General features: G+C 44.1%; 14 protein-coding genes. 10 read left to right on the forward strand and 4 right to left on the reverse strand.

Features of this window, described 5'->3' with window-relative positions:
- The 3 genes from metH to J5X92_RS01015 all read left to right on the forward strand — a co-directional run bounded on the left by metH (window position 1) and on the right by J5X92_RS01015 (window position 5,790).
- Window positions 1–2,625, forward strand: coding sequence for a methionine synthase (gene metH / locus J5X92_RS01005; RefSeq protein WP_208804269.1), 2,625 nt, complete (start codon window positions 1–3; stop codon window positions 2,623–2,625).
- A complete protein-coding gene (locus tag J5X92_RS01010; protein WP_013785077.1) occupies window positions 2,618–3,214 on the forward strand; it encodes a DUF938 domain-containing protein in 597 nt (198 codons plus the stop codon). The genes metH and J5X92_RS01010 overlap by 8 nt, the downstream gene beginning before the upstream one ends.
- 554 nt (window positions 3,215–3,768) lie before the next feature.
- Window positions 3,769–5,790: a methyl-accepting chemotaxis protein gene (locus tag J5X92_RS01015; RefSeq protein ID WP_041452572.1), complete on the forward strand. Its 2,022-nt coding sequence runs from the start codon at window positions 3,769–3,771 to the stop codon at window positions 5,788–5,790.
- Window positions 5,791–5,804: 14 nt separating this feature from the next.
- Here J5X92_RS01015 and J5X92_RS01020 read toward each other — a convergent pair whose 3' ends face one another.
- Entirely contained in the window at window positions 5,805–6,698 is an 894-nt protein-coding gene (locus J5X92_RS01020) for a LysR family transcriptional regulator (RefSeq protein ID WP_208804271.1), read from the reverse strand.
- A gap of 101 nt (window positions 6,699–6,799) precedes the next feature.
- Entirely contained in the window at window positions 6,800–7,744 is a 945-nt protein-coding gene (locus J5X92_RS01025; RefSeq protein WP_208804273.1) for a hydrogen peroxide-inducible genes activator, read from the reverse strand.
- Between the two features lie 143 nt (window positions 7,745–7,887).
- On the opposite strand from J5X92_RS01025, the gene J5X92_RS01030 reads away from it, so the two are divergent.
- The 4 genes from J5X92_RS01030 (at window position 7,888) to betI (ending at window position 13,462) form a co-directional block, all read left to right on the forward strand.
- Window positions 7,888–8,535, forward strand: coding sequence for a carbonic anhydrase (locus J5X92_RS01030; protein ID WP_129737101.1), 648 nt, complete (start codon window positions 7,888–7,890; stop codon window positions 8,533–8,535).
- A gap of 35 nt (window positions 8,536–8,570) precedes the next feature.
- Complete coding sequence (locus J5X92_RS01035) at window positions 8,571–10,208, forward strand: SulP family inorganic anion transporter (protein ID WP_208804275.1); 1,638 nt, start codon at window positions 8,571–8,573, stop codon at window positions 10,206–10,208.
- 183 nt (window positions 10,209–10,391) lie between these two features.
- Entirely contained in the window at window positions 10,392–12,806 is a 2,415-nt protein-coding gene (locus tag J5X92_RS01040) for a TonB-dependent receptor (RefSeq protein WP_208804276.1), read from the forward strand.
- Window positions 12,807–12,880: 74 nt separating this feature from the next.
- Complete coding sequence (gene betI, locus J5X92_RS01045) at window positions 12,881–13,462, forward strand: transcriptional regulator BetI (RefSeq protein ID WP_232043538.1); 582 nt, start codon at window positions 12,881–12,883, stop codon at window positions 13,460–13,462.
- 134 nt (window positions 13,463–13,596) lie between these two features.
- Here the strand turns inward: betI and J5X92_RS01050 are convergent, their stop codons facing one another.
- Window positions 13,597–15,675 carry a M13 family metallopeptidase gene (locus J5X92_RS01050; RefSeq protein ID WP_208804278.1) on the reverse strand — a complete coding sequence of 693 codons (2,079 nt, stop codon included), beginning with the start codon at window positions 15,673–15,675 and terminating at the stop codon, window positions 13,597–13,599.
- The gene (locus J5X92_RS01055; RefSeq protein ID WP_208804280.1) at window positions 15,672–16,946 is read right to left on the reverse strand and encodes a GNAT family N-acetyltransferase; all 1,275 of its coding nucleotides are present in this window, start codon (window positions 16,944–16,946) and stop codon (window positions 15,672–15,674) included. The genes J5X92_RS01050 and J5X92_RS01055 overlap by 4 nt, the downstream gene beginning before the upstream one ends.
- A gap of 104 nt (window positions 16,947–17,050) precedes the next feature.
- Between J5X92_RS01055 and J5X92_RS01060 the strand changes: the two genes are divergently transcribed.
- The 3 genes from J5X92_RS01060 to csrA all read left to right on the forward strand — a co-directional run bounded on the left by J5X92_RS01060 (window position 17,051) and on the right by csrA (window position 20,666).
- On the forward strand, window positions 17,051–17,500 hold the full coding sequence (locus J5X92_RS01060) for a regulatory protein RecX (RefSeq protein WP_208804282.1): 450 nt from the start codon (window positions 17,051–17,053) through the stop codon (window positions 17,498–17,500).
- Between the two features lie 243 nt (window positions 17,501–17,743).
- Window positions 17,744–20,341, forward strand: a complete 2,598-nt coding sequence (gene alaS, locus J5X92_RS01065; RefSeq protein ID WP_013785065.1) for an alanine--tRNA ligase — start codon at window positions 17,744–17,746, stop codon at window positions 20,339–20,341.
- A gap of 133 nt (window positions 20,342–20,474) precedes the next feature.
- Complete coding sequence (gene csrA / locus J5X92_RS01070) at window positions 20,475–20,666, forward strand: carbon storage regulator CsrA (protein ID WP_013785064.1); 192 nt, start codon at window positions 20,475–20,477, stop codon at window positions 20,664–20,666.
- Window positions 20,667–20,752: the final 86 nt, after the last annotated feature.

Genomic DNA, 20,752 nt, shown 5'->3' on the forward strand with positions numbered 1-20,752 from the left:
GTGAGCGCACAATTTTCTACATTTATTAACATTGGTGAACGTACTAACGTTACCGGTTCAGCACGTTTCAAACGTCTTATTCTAGAGGGTGATTATGAAACGGCTCTTGATGTTGCCCGCCAGCAAGTTGAAAGCGGCGCGCAAATTATCGATATCAATATGGACGAGGCCATGCTTGATTCCAAGCAGGCCATGGTTACCTTTTTAAACCTGATTGCGTCCGAGCCCGATATCAGTCGGGTTCCTATTATGATTGACTCATCAAAATGGGAAGTGATTGAAGCGGGGCTAAAATGTGTGCAAGGCAAGGCGATTGTAAACTCAATCAGCCTTAAAGAAGGCGAAGAAAGCTTTCTTGCCCAAGCACAAAAAATCAAACGTTATGGTGCTGCCACGGTAGTCATGGCTTTTGACGAAAAAGGCCAAGCCGATACGCAAGCTCGAAAAGTAGAGATTTGTCAGCGCAGTTATAAATTACTGACAGAGTCTATCGGCTTTCCGCCAGAAGACATTATCTTTGACCCGAATATCTTTGCGGTAGCAACGGGTATAGAAGAGCACGATAACTACGCCGTAGACTTCATAGAAGCAACCCGAAAAATTCGTGAGCTTTGCCCTTATGCGCATATCTCGGGGGGGCTTTCTAATATATCGTTCTCGTTTAGAGGTAACAACCCTGTTCGCGAAGCGATGCACTCGGTGTTTTTGTATCACGCCATTCGTGCTGGTATGGATATGGCTATTGTGAATGCGGGGCAGCTTGAAGTTTATGATGAAATACCAAAGGAGCTTCGCGAAGCGGTAGAAGATGTCATTCTTAACCGCCGTAGTGACTCTACGGAGCGTTTGCTTGATATTGCCCCTAACTATCAAGGCGACGGTAAAGCAGCGGCAAAAGAAGATTTAAGCTGGCGAGAGCAAGACGTGAATAAACGTTTGGCCCATGCGCTTGTAAAAGGCATTACCGATTACATCATTGATGATACTGAAGAAGCCCGCCTTCAAGCCGAGCGCCCGCTACACGTAATTGAAGGGCCGTTGATGGACGGCATGAACATTGTTGGCGACTTGTTTGGTGAAGGCAAAATGTTCTTGCCTCAAGTTGTAAAATCGGCGCGGGTAATGAAAAAAGCCGTGGCTCATTTACAGCCTTACATTGAAGCCGAAAAATCCGATGGTACTAAGAGCAATGGCAAAATATTGCTTGCTACCGTGAAAGGCGACGTTCACGACATTGGTAAAAACATTGTAGGCGTTGTACTTCAATGTAATAACTTTGAAGTGATTGATCTTGGGGTGATGGTGCCCGCTGCCACTATCTTGCAAGTGGCAAAAGATGAAAACGTAGATATGATTGGCCTTTCTGGCCTTATTACCCCTTCACTTGATGAAATGGTGCATGTGGCAAAAGAGATGGAGCGTCAAGGCTTCGACTTACCGTTATTAATTGGCGGCGCAACTACTTCCAAAGCACACACTGCGGTGAAGATAGAGCAAAACTATCATGCGCCTGTGGTTTACGTACCCAATGCGAGTCGCGCTGTTGGCGTGTGTCAAAAACTGCTTAATCGTGGCTCTCGAGATATTTACGCCGAAGAACTGGCAAAAGAATACGACAAAGTACGCGATCAGCATGCTCGTAAGAAGCCTCGAAGTAAGCCTGTGACCTTAGCGCAAGCGCGAGCTAATGCCTTCACGCCAGATTTTACAGAAGCACCGGTAACCCCTAAAAAATTAGGCGTAACGCCAGTGGATGTAGATATTGCTACGCTGCGTCCGTATATCGACTGGACGCCCTTCTTCCTAACCTGGTCTTTGGCTGGTAAATACCCACGAATTTTAGAAGATGAAGTCGTTGGGGAAGAAGCAAGATCCTTATTCGCCGATGCTAATGAGATGCTAGATAACATTATTGCTAACAACTCATTAGCCGCTAAAGGGGTTATTGGCTTATTTCCTGCCAACCGCGTAGATGATGATATTGAAGTGTATACCGATGAGTCGCGCTCAGAAGTGCAAGGTGTAGCCCACCATCTTCGTCAACAAACCTTAAAAGATAAATTTGCTAACTATTGTTTGGCTGATTACGTTGCCGAGAAATCATCAGGCATCAATGACTATATTGGTGCCTTTGCTGTGACTGGCGGAATAGGTGAAGATGAACTTGCCGATAGTTTTATTAAGGCAGGTGATGACTACAACGGTATTATGGTGAAAGCCGTGGCTGATAGATTAGCCGAAGCATTTGCCGAATACTTACACGAACAAGTGCGTAAAGTGTATTGGGGTTATGCCGAAAGTGAAGATTTAACCAATGATGACCTCATTCGTGAAAAGTACCAAGGTATTCGCCCTGCACCAGGTTATGCCGCGTGCCCAGAACATACTGAGAAGCAGCTTATCTGGGATTTATTGTCGGCAGAGCAGCATACCGGCATGAAACTAACCGAAAGCTACGCCATGTGGCCAGGTGCGGCAGTGTCGGGTTGGTATTTCTCCCACCCTCAAAGTAAATACTTTGCCGTGGCTAAAATACAAAAAGACCAAGTGGAAGACTATGCCACGCGCAAAGGTTGGACACTGGAAGAAGCTGAGAAATGGTTGGGGCCTAATTTACATGACTGAGTCGTTCTCAAAGCCGTTTAGCCAAGCGTGCGAAAACAATAAAGCGCCAATCTTAGCTGTGCTTAATCGCACGTTTGCTAATTGTAAAGGCGTATTAGAAGTTGGCAGTGGGACAGGTCAGCACGCGGTATATTTCGCTGAAAACTTGCCGCATTTGCAATGGTATTGTAGCGACCAACCTGACTATCATGAAGGTATTATAGCCTGGTTAGAAGAAGCTTCGTTACCCAATGTCACAAAGCCCGTGGCGTTAACTATAGGTAAAGACAGCTTTCCATCGCTACCCATTCAAGGTATCTACAGTGCTAATACCGCCCACATTATGCAGCGTCATGAAGCTGAACTGTTGATGAAATCAGTAAGTGAATACTTACCTTCGGGTGGTGTTTTTTGTCAATATGGCCCCTTTACTATTGGCGGCGAATTCTCTTCTGAAAGTAACAGAGTATTTCATGAATCACTTATCGAACGTGGATATGGTGGCTATCGTGATATCAGCGAGCTGACAGCATGGAGTAATGACTTAGTGCTGCGTGAAATACATAAGATGCCGGCCAATAACTTGTTATTGGAGTGGCATAAGCCGTAACCTTTATGTTTTTCCGCATACAGCCATGATGTATTTGGTCGTGGCTGTATTGTTCATTTTGTATTTTTAAAAGAGTCTTGAAATAGTTTCGAAATAGTTTCGAAATAGTTTAAAAATTTTGGAAATTTTCGAAGACCTATCTTCTGTTATTACTCTAATCAGTTTTCAGCATCTCATTCTCTGTTGGCTTTATTCTCTATCAGTGTTTTATTCACTGTAGCATTTCTTACTGACATCACAGCTTACAGCTCACAGCTTTTTGTATCGGCTTCCCTTCATTGGTTGCGGTAAATTTAACCACTTAAAGCTATCTTGTGTGCGAAATAAACAAAAATATCTAATCTGTTTTTTTAAACTTTAGTTGAATTGGCTTTTTGCGTTAAATATGAGTTGAAATCGACTCGTTTGTATTGGAAAGTAATAATGCACTGTTTATTATGAGTAAAGTGGAAGGGAGGGCCTTTTACTATTTTAAGAGAGTGGACGATATTAAGCGCCAGATGTTCATTATCTATTGCGCGCGACTAAAATAAAAAACAAATAGAGTAGTAATCATGAGTTCATTGTCCCTTCAGAAGAAGTTTATGTTGATCGTGGGGGGAAGCATTGCAGTTATGTTGCTTGTCACCGCGTTCTTTTTGGTGAATATAGTTGGTGATAATACGAGGCACCAAGTAGAACAAGAAGTTGCAGCACTAGTGGCTAACGAAGCCGATTCAGTGGAAGCCTTTTTTTCCCTCTATGGTGGTGTAGCCAAAACCTTTTTAAGTAACCCTTTTCTTAAAGATTTCTTTATACAACACACCCGTCGTGGTGCCAGTGAAGCCCAACTTTCTGACGCCGCCACTGTTTACACTGTTTTTGACAATATAAGTAGCCAAGACACTAATATTAAGTCGGCTTTTTTTGCATCTGCCGCTACCAGTGAGTACTTTTTTGAGCAAGGGCGTGTTGGGGTTGATGAAAGCGGCCCTGATGCTGGAGATGTGAATAAAGGCTACTTTGCATCTAAACGACCCTGGTTCCAATCGGCGGTAAGCAAAGGAGAGCTTTACGTTACCCCTCCCGCGGTAGATTCGCAGGATGGCAGTGTGTCAGCGGTAGTACAATCACCTGTTTATCAAAACGGTAGGCTGATAGGCGTAGGTGGCATTGATATTCTTATCAGTACCATAGGGTCGGTTATCGACAATATTCGGTTTGAAGGTCAAGGTACTGCGTTCCTACTGGATGAGAACCAAAACATTGTTTACTTTCCAAAGCAAACCACACCGCTCCCGCTGAGCTCGTCGTTAACGTCATTTGATTCAGTATTTAGTGATACTAAGGGTTTTAGTGCCTTGTCGAGAAAGATAGCGTCGACATCATCAGGGCAAGTGTCAGTAATATGGCAAGGTGAAGAATACGTGGCGGTATTCAGGCACGCTAAGCTTGATAACCCTACGATGGATTGGTCGTTAGGTATTTTGATCCCCGCGAGTATTATAGCGGCACCAATTAATAACGCTATTTCTACCGCAGTTATTGTGGCACTAGCGATTATTTGCCTTATTGCACTTATCACTTATGTAGCCAGTGCAAAAATCACTCAGCCGTTAACCAAAATGCGTGTTGCAATGGCGGATATCGCTAGTGGCGACGGTGATTTAACAAAACGATTAGACATTACTAGTAAAGATGAAATTGGAGCATTGGCGGTAGAATTTAACCGTTTTACCGACAAGCTCCGAGGTTTGTTAACGGAAACGGCATTAAACACTAAGGCTGTTTCCGATGCAGCTGATCATTTACGAGACGTATCCCAAAGTACCAGTGCAGAAATTCATCAAGAGCGAAGCCAAGTTGATAATGTATCTTCTGCGGTTACTCAAATGGCCGCCACAGTCGTGGAAATATCAACAAATGCGGCGCACTCTAGTGAAGCGGCTAACCAAGCAGAAGCCATTGTTACTCAAGGTAGTCAACAAGCAAAAGACGCCATGGCTGAAATCACTTCTTTAGCCGAAGCCATCGACCAAGGGGTGGAAGTGGTGAGTGGGTTAAGTCAGGAGTCGGACAACATTGGCGCGGTAATCGATGTTATTAACAGTATTGCTGATCAAACTAATCTACTTGCACTAAATGCTGCCATAGAAGCTGCTCGAGCTGGTGAGCAAGGCCGAGGATTTGCTGTCGTTGCAGATGAAGTCCGCTCTCTTGCCAGTCGTACGCAAGAGTCCACCACGGATATCCGTAAAATGGTAGAGCGTTTGCAACATATGGCAGAGCAAACTGATTCAGTTATGCAAACAGGCAAGGGCCTTTCTCAAAGTGGCGTTGAAAAAACCGCTAAAGTGGTGACTTCGTTGGAGCAAATCAATCAAGCGATAGGCACCGTGCATGAACAAAGCACGCATATAGCTCACGCTACTGAACAACAAACTGAAGTCGCCCAAGATATTCATAAATCTTTGGTGGCAATTACAGGTTTAAGCGATCGTACAAGCCAACACGCAGAAGAACTGGCGGTTGAAGCAACCCAGCTTAGCGGTGTATCAACTGAGTTAAATGATTTGGTAGCGCAGTTTAAAATTTAAGTACCTATAAGTACTTATTGAGGCAACACGGTAGCTTTGGCAAGAGTTATAAATTCGTCAACAAACCCTATCGGATCTACCTCTTTTCGGTGTCCTAAATATAAGGTTTTTTGTAGGCCCTTTTCACCTAAGGGCTTATAAGTTAACACCGCACTTTCTTTCGCTTCATCAACCAACCATTTAGGTAGTGCGGTAACACCGCGCCCCGCTGCCACCATTTGCAAAATAATTTCTGTGGTTTCAATGGTTCTGTGTTGTTTCACGCTTGCACCAGCTGGGGTAAGGAAGCCTGAAAAAATATCCAGTCTATTGGTTTCTACCGGATAGGTGATCACCACTTCATTGGCTAATTGCGCAGGGGTGATATAGGCGCATTCAGCCAAAGGGTGCTCATTGTGCATCACCAATACTTGTTCGTAATCTAATACGCCGGTGTAACTTATTGCCTCTACATGTAATGGGTCGGGCGTGAGTAATAAATCGATGTCGTAGCCATGTAAGGCTTGTAAGCCACCGAATGAAAAGGCCCGTCTTACGTCAACGTCTACATCGGGGAAGGCCTTTAAAAACGGTGCAACCACTTTTAACAACCATTCGAAACAAGGGTGACATTCCATTCCAATACGCAATATACCTTGCTTACCTTCCGCCATACGGCGAAGCTGTGCTTCGGTATGCTCGAATTGAGGAAGCACTCGCTGAGAAAGCCCAACTAGGCTTTTGCCAGCTTGGGTTAACACTAATTTTCGCCCTTCCTTTTGCCACAGTGGCAAAGAAAAACTTGCTTCTAGCTTTTTCATCGAATGACTAAGCGCTGACTGAGTAACGAACAACGACTTGGCAGCTTCCGTCATGGTGCCGTGTTTATGAATAGCGCTAATTATTTTAAGGTGCTGACGTTCAATCATAATTTATGAATGTTGCTCATGTATTAACGTAAATATACCATTTTTCTTAATCAATCGGGTCATCAACGTGAGGAAACTCGCGATAATATATAGACCAGTGATTAATCGTTAATAACTTCTACCGCTGTTGAAAGTCGGTTACTTATGATGTCCCTTATCACAGAGGTAATTTCCCTAAAGGTTTTGCGACCAGGGGCGGTATTTCTCCATGCTAGTGAGTGTAGCCTTTCCATGGGCATACCTTCTATTTCACAAACATGAAGTGCCTCTGGGTGATGTAATTCTGAATGTATATATAGCCCCGGCAAAAATGCCACGCCCATTCCCATGACTACCATTTGCCGCAGTGTATCTAAGCTTGTTCCTTCATAGTCTCGTTGCAGGTTTGCGCCAATTTCATCGCAGATATGTTGCACTTGATGATGAAAGTGGTGTCTATCTTCTAGTGTGAGTACTTTTTCTCCAGCAATTTGCTCAGGGCGAACAAAGGCATTTCCGGCAAGCTTATGATCAGAAGGCACAACAAATTTAAGCGGTTCGTTAAACAGTGGCTCAGTTATGAGCTGCGAATATTCACTCGAAAGTGGTGAGATAATTAAGTCGTATTCACCGTGCAGCAATCCATGTTGTAGTGCCTGTGGTGCAGCTTCTCGCACGTAGAAACGAAGCCCTGGTTTGCGCTGATGCAATTCGGGTAAAATATGGGGCAACAAGTAAGGGCCGAGCGTAGGGGGAATACCAAGGCGGAATGTAACCACTTCACCTTCAGCCAGATCCCGCGCTATTTCATTGAAACGGTGATTCGCTTGAAGTACTTCTTCGGCCGCTTCGAGTAGCGCTTTGCCTTGAGGGGATAATAAGGTGCCAGTTCTTGAACGTTCAAATAATACTAAATCCAAACTGCTTTCAAGGGCATTAATTTGACTCGTTAAAGTAGGCTGACTAATACCTAGGCTTGTGGCAGCTTGACGAAAGCTTAAGTATTTAGCTACCGCAACAAAATAACGTATTTGGTTAATCGATGGAGTTTTACCGTTCAGTAACATGGTTATTACGTCGCCTTAATTTTATAATTCAGAAAGCGTGATAGTTAAGAGCTATCACGAACTAGTATATTAAACTATTAATCTATCAGGTGACACTGGCGTAGACAGTTAAAGACAATAATTATTATTTAATGGAGAAATTTATGGACCACGTTATTTCGGGTGTTGCGAAATTCCAGAAGGAAGTGTACCCAAATAAAAAGGCGACTTTTCAAAAACTGGCGAACGGTCAGAACCCAGAAGTGCTTTTCATTACGTGTTCAGACTCTCGTATCGACCCTAACCTAGTGACGCAAACTGATCCGGGCGAATTATTTATCTGTCGTAACGCGGGCAACATCGTGCCGCCGCATAGCAACCAAACGGGTGGTATGACTGCCTCAATCGAATTTGCTGTTGCCGCACTGGGCGTTACGCACATCGTTGTTTGTGGACACACAGATTGTGGCGCAATGAAAGGCGCATTGAAGCCAGAAGGGCTTTCTTCATTGCCACACGTTAAAGAATGGTTGGGCCATTGTCGCGCTGCGACTGAAGTTGTTAAAGAGCGTAGTGGTTGTTCTGAACTAACCCACGATCACCTAGAAGATGTAACGAAAGAAAACGTGGTACAGCAAATTCAGCATTTACGTACACACCCTGCTGTTGCCGCAAAAATTGCGAACAAACAAGTTACGCTTCATGGTTGGGTTTATAATATAGGTAGTGGCGAAGTGTTGTGCTACAACAGCGAGTCTGGTGAGTTTGAGGTAATGGATCAATCTCACGCAGAAGCGCAGCTTAAACGATAAGCACTTCTGCGCGATAAGAATTTAGGAAACATTCCATGTTTAAGTTAAATGTAAGTAATTTACGTGGTGACATCACCGGTGGTTTAACCGCCGGTATTGTTGCCTTGCCGCTAGCCTTAGCGCTAGGGGTAGCCTCAGGACTTGGTCCAATGGCCGGCCTTTATGGTGCTATTGCGGTGGGTTTCTTCGCCGCGTTGTTTGGTGGTACACCTTCACAAATTTCTGGGCCTACAGGGCCTATGGTTGTTGTATTAGCAGGTTTGTTTGCCAGCCTCTCAGGCGATGCAAGCTTGATTTTCACCGCTGTTATACTCGCCGGTATTTTTCAGATTATTTTCGGCTTTTTAAAAGTTGGGGAATATATCCGATTGGTTCCATACCCTGTTATTTCAGGCTTTATGTCGGGTATTGGTGCCATTATTATCATTCTACAATTAGGCCGCCTATTGGGGCATGAGCCTCCAGGTGGCACTATTGGCGCATTAAGCTATCTACCTACAGCACTTGCAGATATTAATTTTGCAACGCTAGGCTTAGGTATTGGTACATTAATTATTGCCTACAAATGGCCTGCGTCATTAGGTAAATATGTACCGGGTGCGCTAGCAGCACTTATCATTGGTACTCTTGCAAGCTTGGCGTTATCTGTACCTATCTTAGGTCAAATTCCTACGGGCTTACCAAGCATCCAAATGCCAGTATTCGAGCAAGGTACAGCATTACTAATTTTAGAAGCTGCGTTTATTCTTGCAGTACTTGGCGCTATAGACAGTTTGTTGACGTCATTGGTAGCAGACAACATGACCCGTACTCGTCATGACAGCAATAGAGAGCTAATCGGTCAGGGTATTGGTAACACCGTAGCGGGTTTTATTGGTGGTATTGCAGGTGCCGGTGCAACCATGCGAACGGTTGTGAATATTCGTAGCGGTGGTAAAGACCGTATTTCGGGTATGGTTCACGCATTGGTATTACTTGCAATCGTGTTGGGTCTTAGCCCGCTCGCGGCGCAAATTCCTCATGCTGTACTTGCTGGTATTTTGGTGAAAGTGGGCTTAGATATTATCGATTGGAGCTACTTAAAGCGTGCTCACAAAGGCCCTCGCTGGGACTTCGGTCTGATGATTTTGGTACTTGCACTCACTGTGTTTGTTGACCTTATCACTGCTGTGGGTGTGGGCGTGGTATTCGCAGCCCTTGCTTATGTGCGCCAAGTTGCTCACTTGCAATTAGAAGAGCTTCGCAAAATTCCAGAGTCGCTTAACGATCCAGAAGAAAATGCATTACTTGAGTCGCTTAAAGGAAAGGTCTCTATTTTCAGCTTCGGTGGTCCGTTAAGCTTTGGTGCTGCTGCTGATGTAGGTCACCATGTAAGAGATAACGTGAAAGCGGGCTCGAAGGTGATGATATTAGATTTCACCCGTGTACCTACTGTGGATGTGTCTGCGGCAATGGCGGTAGAAACAGTGACCGTGGATGCTATGGCGGCTGGTAGACAGCTAGTGATCTGCGGTGCTAATGCCGCGGTGAACGAAGTGTTAGAGAGTATCTGTGTTAATCATCCAGGTATCGTTATTTATGACAACCTGCATGATGCATTGCTTTATGCGAAAAAAAAAGTGACGGAAACACCTAACCAGGAAGTTAATTTTAAGGCTGTATCGCAATCTTAACTTACTGATAAACAAAGTCATTTAATATAAGCCCTTCTCGCGAAGGGCTTTTTTTGCGCTTTTTTCATTGCCTGTCATTTTATATTAATTGAATGTTCAATTTAACTTAACGTAACTGTCACATCTGCTTTTTAAGGTGGTTGGGTGAAAAACACTCAAACGATTAAAAAGGGAACATTACACATGACGCGTTACCATCTTATTGCACTTAGTGTACTTGCCGGATTATCAGGCATTTCAAATAGCCAGGCCGAAGCTATAGCCGAAGATAAATCTAATGAAATAGAGGAAATTACGGTTGTTGGCCGAAGCGTGTCATACGCTAATAACGCCGCTTCTGACGACATGCAAAAGCAACAAGCTAATTTAAGCAGTGTGCTTGCTGTGGTAGATAACTTACCGGGTGTACTAATTAACGAAGGCGATACCTTTGGGGCCGATGATTGGTCTACTTCTATTGTTATTCGTGGCTTTCAAGTTAACTTAAACGAACAGCAAATCGGTATGACAGTAGATGGTATTGCCAATGGCAACTCTAACTATGGTGGCGGTGCTAAAGCAAACCGTTATATTGATACCGAAAACTTACAAACCATTGAGGTATCGCAAGGCACGTCTGATATTGCTTCTCGCTCTCATGAAGCGCTGGGAGGCACCTTAAACTTCACTACTATCAATCCTAGTGAGGAAGAAGGCTTTGTTGCGAGTGTTACGGCGGGTGAGTTCGATGCGTCTAAATACTATGTGCGTTATGACACCGGCGAGATCTTAAAAGATACGTATGCATGGATAAGTCTTTCTACGCAAGAAAGCAGTGATTTCATGGATCAGGTAGCTGAAAATACCCGTGACCATTTAGCGTTGAAAGTTACCTCTATGGTGGAAAACATTGCGTTAACTGGTTACGTCTCGTATGACGATACCCACGAAGAAAACTACCAGCGTATTTATAGTCTAGAGCAATATGCGCAAAACCCAGACTGGGATCAGCTTACTAGTGAGTGGACGGGAATTCCTTATCAAGATCAATCTTATCGTCGAGGCTGGTCTACGCTACGGGAAAACCTATTGGCTTACTTAAAAGCTGAGTTCACTGTTGGCGCGGTCGATATTTCTACTAGTGCCTATTACCATGAGAACGAAGGGCGTGGTGATTGGGTACCGCCGTATCTTGTTGATGTAAAAGATGACGGCGCTGAGGGTCACTCAGAGTTGGTTAATGGAAATACAGTTTACGGTGGGAGCGCACTGGGCAATATTTATTTTGTCGACCGCGATGGTATGCAGCTTTCTCCAATTGCTGGCTGCGCAAGCTCAATTACTTTTCCTTATGGTGGCGCGGGCGCAGAGTACGATCCAAGCTGTCATGAACAAGGCGCGATTCCAGTTGGTTCATACCGACACACCCACTACAACAAAGAACGCATCGGTTTTAATGCAGATGGTATCTGGTACGCCAAGTTAGGTGAATTCGATAACACGCTTCGCTTTGGTTTGTGGTGGGAAGATTATGAGCGTGATGAATACCGAGACTGGCACAAGATTACCGACTCAGCGATTGGTTACGATTTTAATAATTCACCTTACTGGGTACAGTATGACCGTAGTTTCCCCGTTGATACCCTAATGTATTATGTAGAAGACGAAATTGACTTCGGGGTAGCGAAAGTACGTTTAGGCGCTAAGCGTTTCAACGTTGATATTGCGAAGAACGATAATTTCGACAGTGCTAACAACTTAGATGTTAATTCTGATTCTGACACGCTATTTTCTGCCGGTTTTGTAGCGCCTATCGCAGTAGATGGGTTGGAGCTCTTCGCTGGTTACGGCGAAAACTTCGCTTCAATTAAAGATGCACAACTTGAGCGCGACGACACGGACTTACGCTTTATTGAACCAGAAACGGCAGAGAACATTGATGTAGGTCTTCGTTATTCAAGTGCTAAATTCAATGCCAATATTACTTACTACACCATAGAGTTTAATAACCGCATTCAATTCACCAGTAATGAAACTGCTAGCGGTATCGACTTCTTAGAAGCCGCTGCAGGTGGATATAGAAATGTGGGTGGTATTGAGTCTAGCGGTTTTGAAATGTCTGCAGACTTTGCGATTACTGATAACCTTACTGTATTTACGTCACTAACGTTAAGCGAGTCGGAATACATTGAAACCATTGGTGGCACGGGTACGCAGTATGACTCACTGGCTAGCGCACAAGCGGCTATTGCCGACACTACTAACGCTGAGTCTTCACTGGTAGCCGTAAAAGGAAATACGGTTATTGGTACGCCAGATACCATGGCAGTTATTAGCCTAGATTGGAGTAAAAACAATTATTTCGCAGGTATATCGACAAAGTATGTCGACTCTCGTTTCATCGATATTTACAATACCGCTGAAGTAGATGACTATTTAGTTAGCGACCTTTATATTGGTGGTTACATTAGCAATATAGGTCAAGGCATGGAAGAACTTGAAGTTCGCTTAACCGTAAATAACGTGCTAGATGAAGATTATGCGTCTACCATTGCCCCTAATGCATTTTGGATAGGTGCGCCTCGCGCGGTTGCCATTAATGCGCGTTTAACGTTTTAATTCACTGTAAGACGGGTTGCTGTAACGTACATTTCGAGTGCGTTGCAGCGGCTCATACGGTATGGAGCAGTTACATGCCTAAAGTAGGAATGGAGCCCATTCGAAAGAAGCAGCTAATTGATGCCACCTTGGTAGTCATAGCTGAGTACGGGTTTCACAGCGCCACAATTAGTTTAATTAGTAAACAAGCGGGTCTTTCAAGCGGTATTATTAGTCATTATTTCGGCGGTAAGCAGGGGTTAATTGAAGCCGCTATGCGATATTTGCTTGAAAAGCTTAAACTCCAAGGGAGTTTTACCAGTCACTTAGAGCGTATTGACACCATTGTTGAAAGCAACTTCTCGGTTGAGCAGCAAGAGTCGTCGGCAACGAATACATGGTTAAACTTTTGGGCGTTATCGTTACATAATGAGGGCTTACATAGACTTCAACGCATTAACCACAAACGATTAGAAAGTAACCTAACTTATAGTTTTACAAACCTTATCCCAAGAGAGCATGCGAAAGAAGCAGCGTTGTCTACCGCAGCTTTGATTGATGGTTTTTGGTTACGCAATGCCCTTGAAGGTGAAAAGCAAAATACTAAGGAAAATGTAACTAAGGCAAGTAACGCAGTTAAGCGTTATGTACGATTGGTCGTGTCTCAGTATCAATGATAGCGGCGTGTAGTTAGTAGGGGGAGTTAGTAGGGGGAAAAATTCAAAGCCTTTAATCACATAAACTTCATTTTCCGACACTATCTTCAAAGAAGCCCACACGGACAAAGCGTCCGCATGGGTATCCACTTACATTACCAAATACGAACCCGTTCTTCTGGCGGAAGATACAAGTCATCGCCAGGTTGCACGTCAAAGGCTTCATACCAAGCATCGTGGTTACGTGGGGCTTGTGCACGGTAACGACCCGGAGCATGCGTTCCACCACGTAGCTGGTTTAACATGCTTTCCTCGGTACGCTTTTCTCGCCAGACTTGGGCCCATGCAAGGAAGAAACGCTGATCGCCAGTTAGGCCATCAATTACCGGCGCTTCCTTACCATTTAAGCTTAGTTTGTAAGCATGGTAAGCCATTGATAAACCACCTACATCACCAATATTTTCGCCCAAGCTGTTGCGGCCATTAACGAAGTTACCTTCAATCGGCTCATATTGGTTGTATTGCTCGGCTAACATGTCTGCTTTTTTCTCAAATGCCGCGCGGTCTTCGTCAGTCCACCAGTTGCGCTGAATACCATTAGCATCAGACTTAGAACCCTGATCGTCAAAACCATGGCCCATTTCATGGCCAATAACCGCACCAATTGCGCCATAGTTCACTGCGGCATCAGCGTTAGGATCGAAAAACGGCGGCTGAAGAATAGCGGCAGGGAAAACAATTTCGTTAAACGAACTATTGTAATACGCGTTAACCCGTTGCGGGGTCATGCCCCAACGCTCACGGTCGGTTTTTTCTAGCTCTTTCGCAATGCCTTCAGCTTTGAAAAACTCTCGCAGATTGCGCACGTTTCCTACCAAGTCATCACTGTTAATGGTTAGGCCGTCGAAAGATTGCCATTTGTCTGGGTAGCCAATTTTAGGGCGAAATGCCATAAGTTTTTCTTTCGCGTTAACCTTGGTATCTTCACCCATCCAATCAAGGTTATCGATACGTTCATTCAGGGCAGTACGTAAATTTTCAACCAGCTCTGCCATTTGTGCTTTCGAGCTTTCTGGGAAGTACTCAGTAACGTATATCTTACCAATAGCAAACCCTAAAGATTCAGTGCCAGCCATTTGGCTGACAGCACGTTTCCAACGAGGGCGAGGCTCTTGCTGACCACTTAACGTAGTGCCATAGAAATCAAAGTTAGCTAAATAAATATCTTCCGATAGTAAGCCAGCGTTGTTTTTAATGGTGTGGTAAGTCAGGTAAGCCTTCCAATCATCTAAGCTGGTTTCATTAATAATATCTATGACATCATTGATGGGTTCAGGTTGGGTGATATTAAGTTCAGGGGCTTTAAAGCCAGTTTGTGTTAGAAAAGTGTCCCAATCAAATTGAGGATAAGCATCGGTAAGTTTGCTGCGTTCAATTTGATTCAAAGTAAGGTCGCGGTCGCGGCGTTTTTCACGAGGCCACTGGATGTTTGCTATTTCGGTTTCAAGTTGAAGAATGGTGGCTGCTTCCTCTGCAGCATTTTCAACGCCTGCAAAGTTTAACATCTGTTCAATGTGGGCAAGGTAAGCTTCACGAATTTTTACGAATCTTTCGTGATCGCTAATGTAGTAATCGCGATCGGGTAAGCTAAGGCCACCAACACCAACGCTAAGCTGGTACTCATTAGGATCTAAACGGTTGTACCACATGCCAGTATCAATAGGAGAGCTAGCACCGGTAAGCCAACTTTTACCAAATACTTCGGTCAAATCTTTAGTTGAAGCAATAGCATCAATAGACGACAACACATCAGAAATAGGTGTAAGGCCTTTTTCGTTAAGGGTTTCTACGTCCATAAAAGACACGAAGAAATCATGAACAAGCTGCTCATCAGCGTTCAAGTTTTCTTTTTCCATTAACCCGTCAATAATATTTTTAACCTGCTCTTCACTGCGCTCGGCCAGGGCAGTAAAAGCACCAAATCGGGTTTTATCAGCAGGAAGCTCGTAATTGTCGTACCAGGTACCGCCAGCGTACATGAAGAAGTCATCGCCAGGTTTAACCGCTTCGTTTCGGGCAGATAAATCTACGCCAAATGAACCGAGTTCAGCCTGACCCATTTCTTCTTCCATCGCCATCTTGTCAGCTGCTTGTTGTTTATTTTGTTCTGGCTGACCACAGCCTGCTAAGCCCAGCGATGCTGCTATGGCTAGCGCGAGTAGTTTTTGTTTCATATCGTTTTCTCATTATGATTATTCACCGCTAATAAAGGATTAGGGGTGTTTGTCGTTTTAAGGGTAGGTGTTATATCGTTATTAAAAGGTAAAACATCTTGGGCCTGATTGAAATACGCCACAATATGTTCTGATTCTTGTTGTAAAAATGACGCTACAGCATCATGAAAAGGGGCCGAAAACAGTTCATGTTGCGATTGGCAGTAAATAGGTTCAAAACCACGAAGAATTTTATGTTCGCCTTGGGTGCCAGGGTTAAAAAGTGGGAGCTTTTTTTCGATCGCAAAAGCAATACCTTCAAAATAGCAGCACGCAAAATGCAACCCGCTGACTTCCTCAAGTGCGCCCCAATATCTGCCATATAAGCCAGTATCATCAAAAAAGAACAAAGCGCTGGCGATAGGAGAGTCATGTTTGTATGCAGTGACAATAAGCATGTTGTCGGCCATGGTATCGCGCAACTGTCTAAAAAAATCCTCATTTAAATAGCCAGTATGCCCGCTGCGCTTTAAATACGTTGCTTGATAGCATTGCAAGAAAAAGTCGAGTACCTCATCGGTTATTTCACTGCCGGTTAAATGGCGGTATTGAATGCCTTGTTCAACAAGCTTTCGTTGTGTTTTTTTCATATCTCGACGCTTGCGTGATGTTAGCGCATTTAGAAAGCTGTCGAAACTGGTGTACTGGTAGTTATGCCATTGAAATTGAACGGCGTAGCGGGTGAGCAAGCCTGAATGATTACCGAGAAGCTCTTGAGTGCGAGCGTTGGTAAATAGCCAATGACAGGAAGAGATGGCTTCTTCGCCCATTGACTGCACGGTTTGAGAAATAAGGGCTAAAAGCGTGTCACTAAACGGCGCCTTTTCATGCGTTAGAATTCGCGAACCAGAGACCGGCGTAAAAGGAATAGCGGCAACCCATTTCGGGTAATAAGGAATACCGTGCTGGTGGTAGGCATTTGCCCATGAATGGTCGAATACATATTCGCCGTAACTGTGCGTTTTTAAATAGCCGGGAATAATGGCTATTACCGCGCTTTCAACAGGCGAAGGGCACGCATCCTTGTTAATAGCCGCCTGGTCAGTCGTTTGCGCTTGTTCAATGACAAGATGTTGCGGGAACCAGCCTGACGCTTCATCGCAGCACGCACTTTGTTCTAGCGCATTTAAAAAGTCGTAACGTAAAAATGGGCCTTCGCCTTCTGCAAGCGCATCCCATGTAACTTGGGGAATATCCGCCACCGCATTAACTACTTTTACCTTATATTCCATGCTTACGTTTACTTTATTCACTTTCGTTCAACGAGGCTAAAGATTACCATTAATAGTAATATAACGAGATTGAAAAGTATTTTAAGAAGGTTTCGATTAATAAAATGTCAGAATTTGACAGAAAATTCATTACCGACGCGATTACCCGCATGCTTGCACGACGAGAGCATAGCTTTTCAGAGATTTACCGCAAGCTTTCACAAAAAGGCATCGAAAGTGAGGCTTTTATGCCTGTACTGGAAGCCTTTCGGGAGGCGGATATTCAAAGTGACGAGCGGTTCGCTGAAAGTCGCGCACGTGCTTTGTACATGAAGGGCTCTGGCCCTAGAAAAATTAAACTCGATTTGCAGCAATATGGGGTGGATGAACTTGCCGCTGAACGGGCCCTTGATGAAATAGAACCTGACTGGTTTGAAAAAGCGAAATGGGTTAAAGATAAAAAATTTGGCCCCTTCAAAGAAACTGATTTTAAGTTACTGATGAAGCAAAAGCAGTTTCTTCAATACCGTGGTTTTTACAGCGAACATATTGAATATGCTGTCAAGGGTGAATAAAAATCGCATAAAATTCATTTATGCCCTTTATAACGGGTATAAAAAGGCTTATTTATACTGGTACAGCAGGCTATGGGCTTAACAAAAAAGCGCTAACCATGGTATTGTTGCGCACATCCGTGCGAGGGCATGAAATGCATAAACCACTAGGCGGTTATTAAAAAGGTTAATCTAACGATTAATCCGCTAGTGGCATCAATCCCGCACATTCTCATTCAATGTATTAAGGAAGTTAGGTTTTCAATGACATTATCAACTGCTGACTTACGCCAAAAGTTTAAAGATTATTTCCAGAGTCATGGTCACCAGCCTGTGGCTAGCTCGTCTCTCGTTCCAGCAGATGATCCAACGCTTCTTTTTACTAACGCGGGAATGAACCAGTTTAAAGATACGTTTTTAGGAGCGGAAAAACGCAGCTACACGCGTGCGGTTTCTTCTCAGCGCTGTGTTCGTGCTGGTGGTAAGCATAATGATTTAGAAAACGTTGGTTATACCGCCCGTCACCATACTTTCTTTGAAATGCTAGGTAACTTCAGTTTTGGTGATTATTTCAAAAAAGAAGCCATTGAGTTTGCATGGAATTTCTTAACAAAAGAAATCGGCCTTCCAAAAGAAAAGCTTCTGGTTACCGTTTATTCAGAAGACGAAGAAGCCTTTGATATTTGGGAAAACCACATTGGTGTTCCTAAAGAAAAGATAATCCGCATCAGTACATCAGATAACTTCTGGTCTATGGGTGACACAGGGCCATGCGGTCCGTGTTCAGAAATATTTTACGACCATGGCGCGCATATTTGGGGCGGGCCTCCAGGAACTCCAGAAGAAGATGGCGATCGTTTTATCGAAATCTGGAACCTGGTATTCATGCAATACAACAAGCAAGCTGATGGCACGATGGAGCCATTGCCTAAGCCGTCTATCGATACCGGTATGGGGCTTGAGCGTATTTCAGCTATTTTGCAAAATGTGCACAGCAACTACGAAATTGACCTATTCCAAAACCTGATTCAAGCGGCGGCCACAATTGTAGGCAGCGAAGATTTAGAGAATAAATCTTTACGGGTTATTGCCGATCACATTCGTTCTTGTAGCTTCCTGATTTGTGATGGCGTAATGCCTTCTAATGAAGGCCGAGGCTATGTACTTCGCCGTATCATTCGCCGTGCTGTACGTCATGGTTACCAGCTAGGTGCCAGCGATATTTTCTTCTACAAATTGGCTTCAGCACTAAGCAAAGAAATGGGTGAAGCTTACCCAGAGCTTGTAGACCAATTACCGGTAGTTGAAAAGGTATTACGAGTAGAGGAAGAGCAGTTCAGCAAAACCTTAGCCCGTGGAATGGCAATGCTAAACGATACGCTAGAAACCCTCGAAGGTGACACTATTCCAGGTGATGTGGTGTTTAAGCTTTATGATACTTACGGTTTCCCCACAGATTTAACTAACGATGTTGCCCGTGAGCACGATTTAAAAATTGATGTAGATGGGTTTGAAAGTGCAATGCAGGCACAGCGCGCCCGTGCGCAACAAGCCAGTAACTTTGGTGCCGATTATAACAATACACTGACTGTAGACCATGCGACATCCTTCACCGGTTACAGTGATGTTGAAGGCGAAGCAAATATTGTAGAGCTTATTGCCGATAATGCGTTTTGTGAGCGTTTAGAAGACGGTCAAGAAGGGGTTGTGGTTTTAGATCAAACGCCTTTCTACGCAGAAAGCGGTGGCCAGTCAGGTGATAAAGGGGTACTGCGTGTTGCGAATGGCGAGTTTATCGTTACCGACACTCAAAAAATGGGCAATGCTTTTGCCCACAAAGGGAAAGTGAAGGGCACCATTACCAAAGGTGAGCGTGTAACGTCTGCCATTGATAACACAAACCGTGATGCTGTGAAGAAGAATCACAGTGCTACACACTTGCTTCACGCAGCCCTTCGCGAGACGTTAGGTGACCATGTCACGCAAAAAGGTTCATTAGTAGAAGCGCAGCGTATGCGTTTCGACTTCTCTCACTTTGAAGCAGTAACACCCGCTCAGCTTATTCAGGTTGAGCGCAGAGTTAACGAAGAAATTCGTGCAAACCATGCGTTGAAAACCCAACTGATGGATTTAGATGAAGCCAAAGCATCAGGGGCAATGGCGTTGTTCGGTGAAAAGTACGATGAGAAAGTACGTGTAGTCACTATGGGGCCTTTCTCTGTAGAACTATGTGGTGGAACGCATGTTAACCGAACCGGCGATATTGGTTTATTCAAAATTACCAGCGAAGCGGGTATAGCATCAGGTGTGCGCCGTATAGAAGCCATTACTGGTGAGCAGGCGCTACATTATGTTCAAGACCAGCAAGCAACACTGGCAGAGCTGTCTAGTTTATTAAAAACCGATACGCAAAACTTGGTTGAACGGGTAGTCGCAGTACAAACTCATACTAAAGAACTAGAGAAATCACTCACTTCTGCCACACAAAAACTGGCGAGTCAGCAAGGTGCTGATATGCTTAGTAATGCAATTGAAATAAATGGTGTGAAAGTACTTATTGCTAAGTTGGAAGGTGTTGAAGCGAAATCTCTACGTTCAATGATGGATGATATTAAAAACCGAATTGGCGAAGGCATCGTAGTACTTGGTGTAGCAAGTGAAGATAAGGTCAATCTTATCACTGGCGTGACTAAAAACCTTACCGGTAAAGTGAAAGCAGGTGAACTGGTTAACTTTATCGCTGCGCAAGTTGGCGGAAAGGGTGGTGGTCGCCCAGATATGGCTCAAGCAGGTGGCGATAAGCCAGAGTGTCTAGGTACAGCGTTAGATTCAGTTAACGCTTGGTTAGAAGATAAGCTATAATCAAATCTGAAACTTGCAGTGAGTTTTTGAAGTGACACAGAAACATGGAACCACTGTTGCTACTGTCGGGTCGTGCCGATTAGTGGCGGAGTAATTAAGGAAATGTTCAGTATTAAGGAACAGGAGCAATCGAATGCTTATTTTGACTCGTCGAGTTGGTGAAACACTTATGGTTGGTGATGATGTAACTGTCACTGTTCTGGGTGTTAAAGGGAATCAGGTCCGAATTGGTGTGAATGCACCAAAAGAAGTTTCTGTGCACCGTGAAGAGATTTACATGAGAATTCAAGCTGAGAAAGGTGGACAACCTGGAACGGCTGAGTAATCACTCTCTGCACAAAAATCGGTCAGCTTATGCTGGCCTTTTTTGTTTATAGGGATTTTTTTAAATTAATTTAAAAAAAATTTAGG

The organism is Alteromonas sp. K632G (assembly GCF_017653625.1).
GTDB classification, from domain to species: Bacteria; Pseudomonadota; Gammaproteobacteria; order Enterobacterales; family Alteromonadaceae; genus Alteromonas; species Alteromonas naphthalenivorans.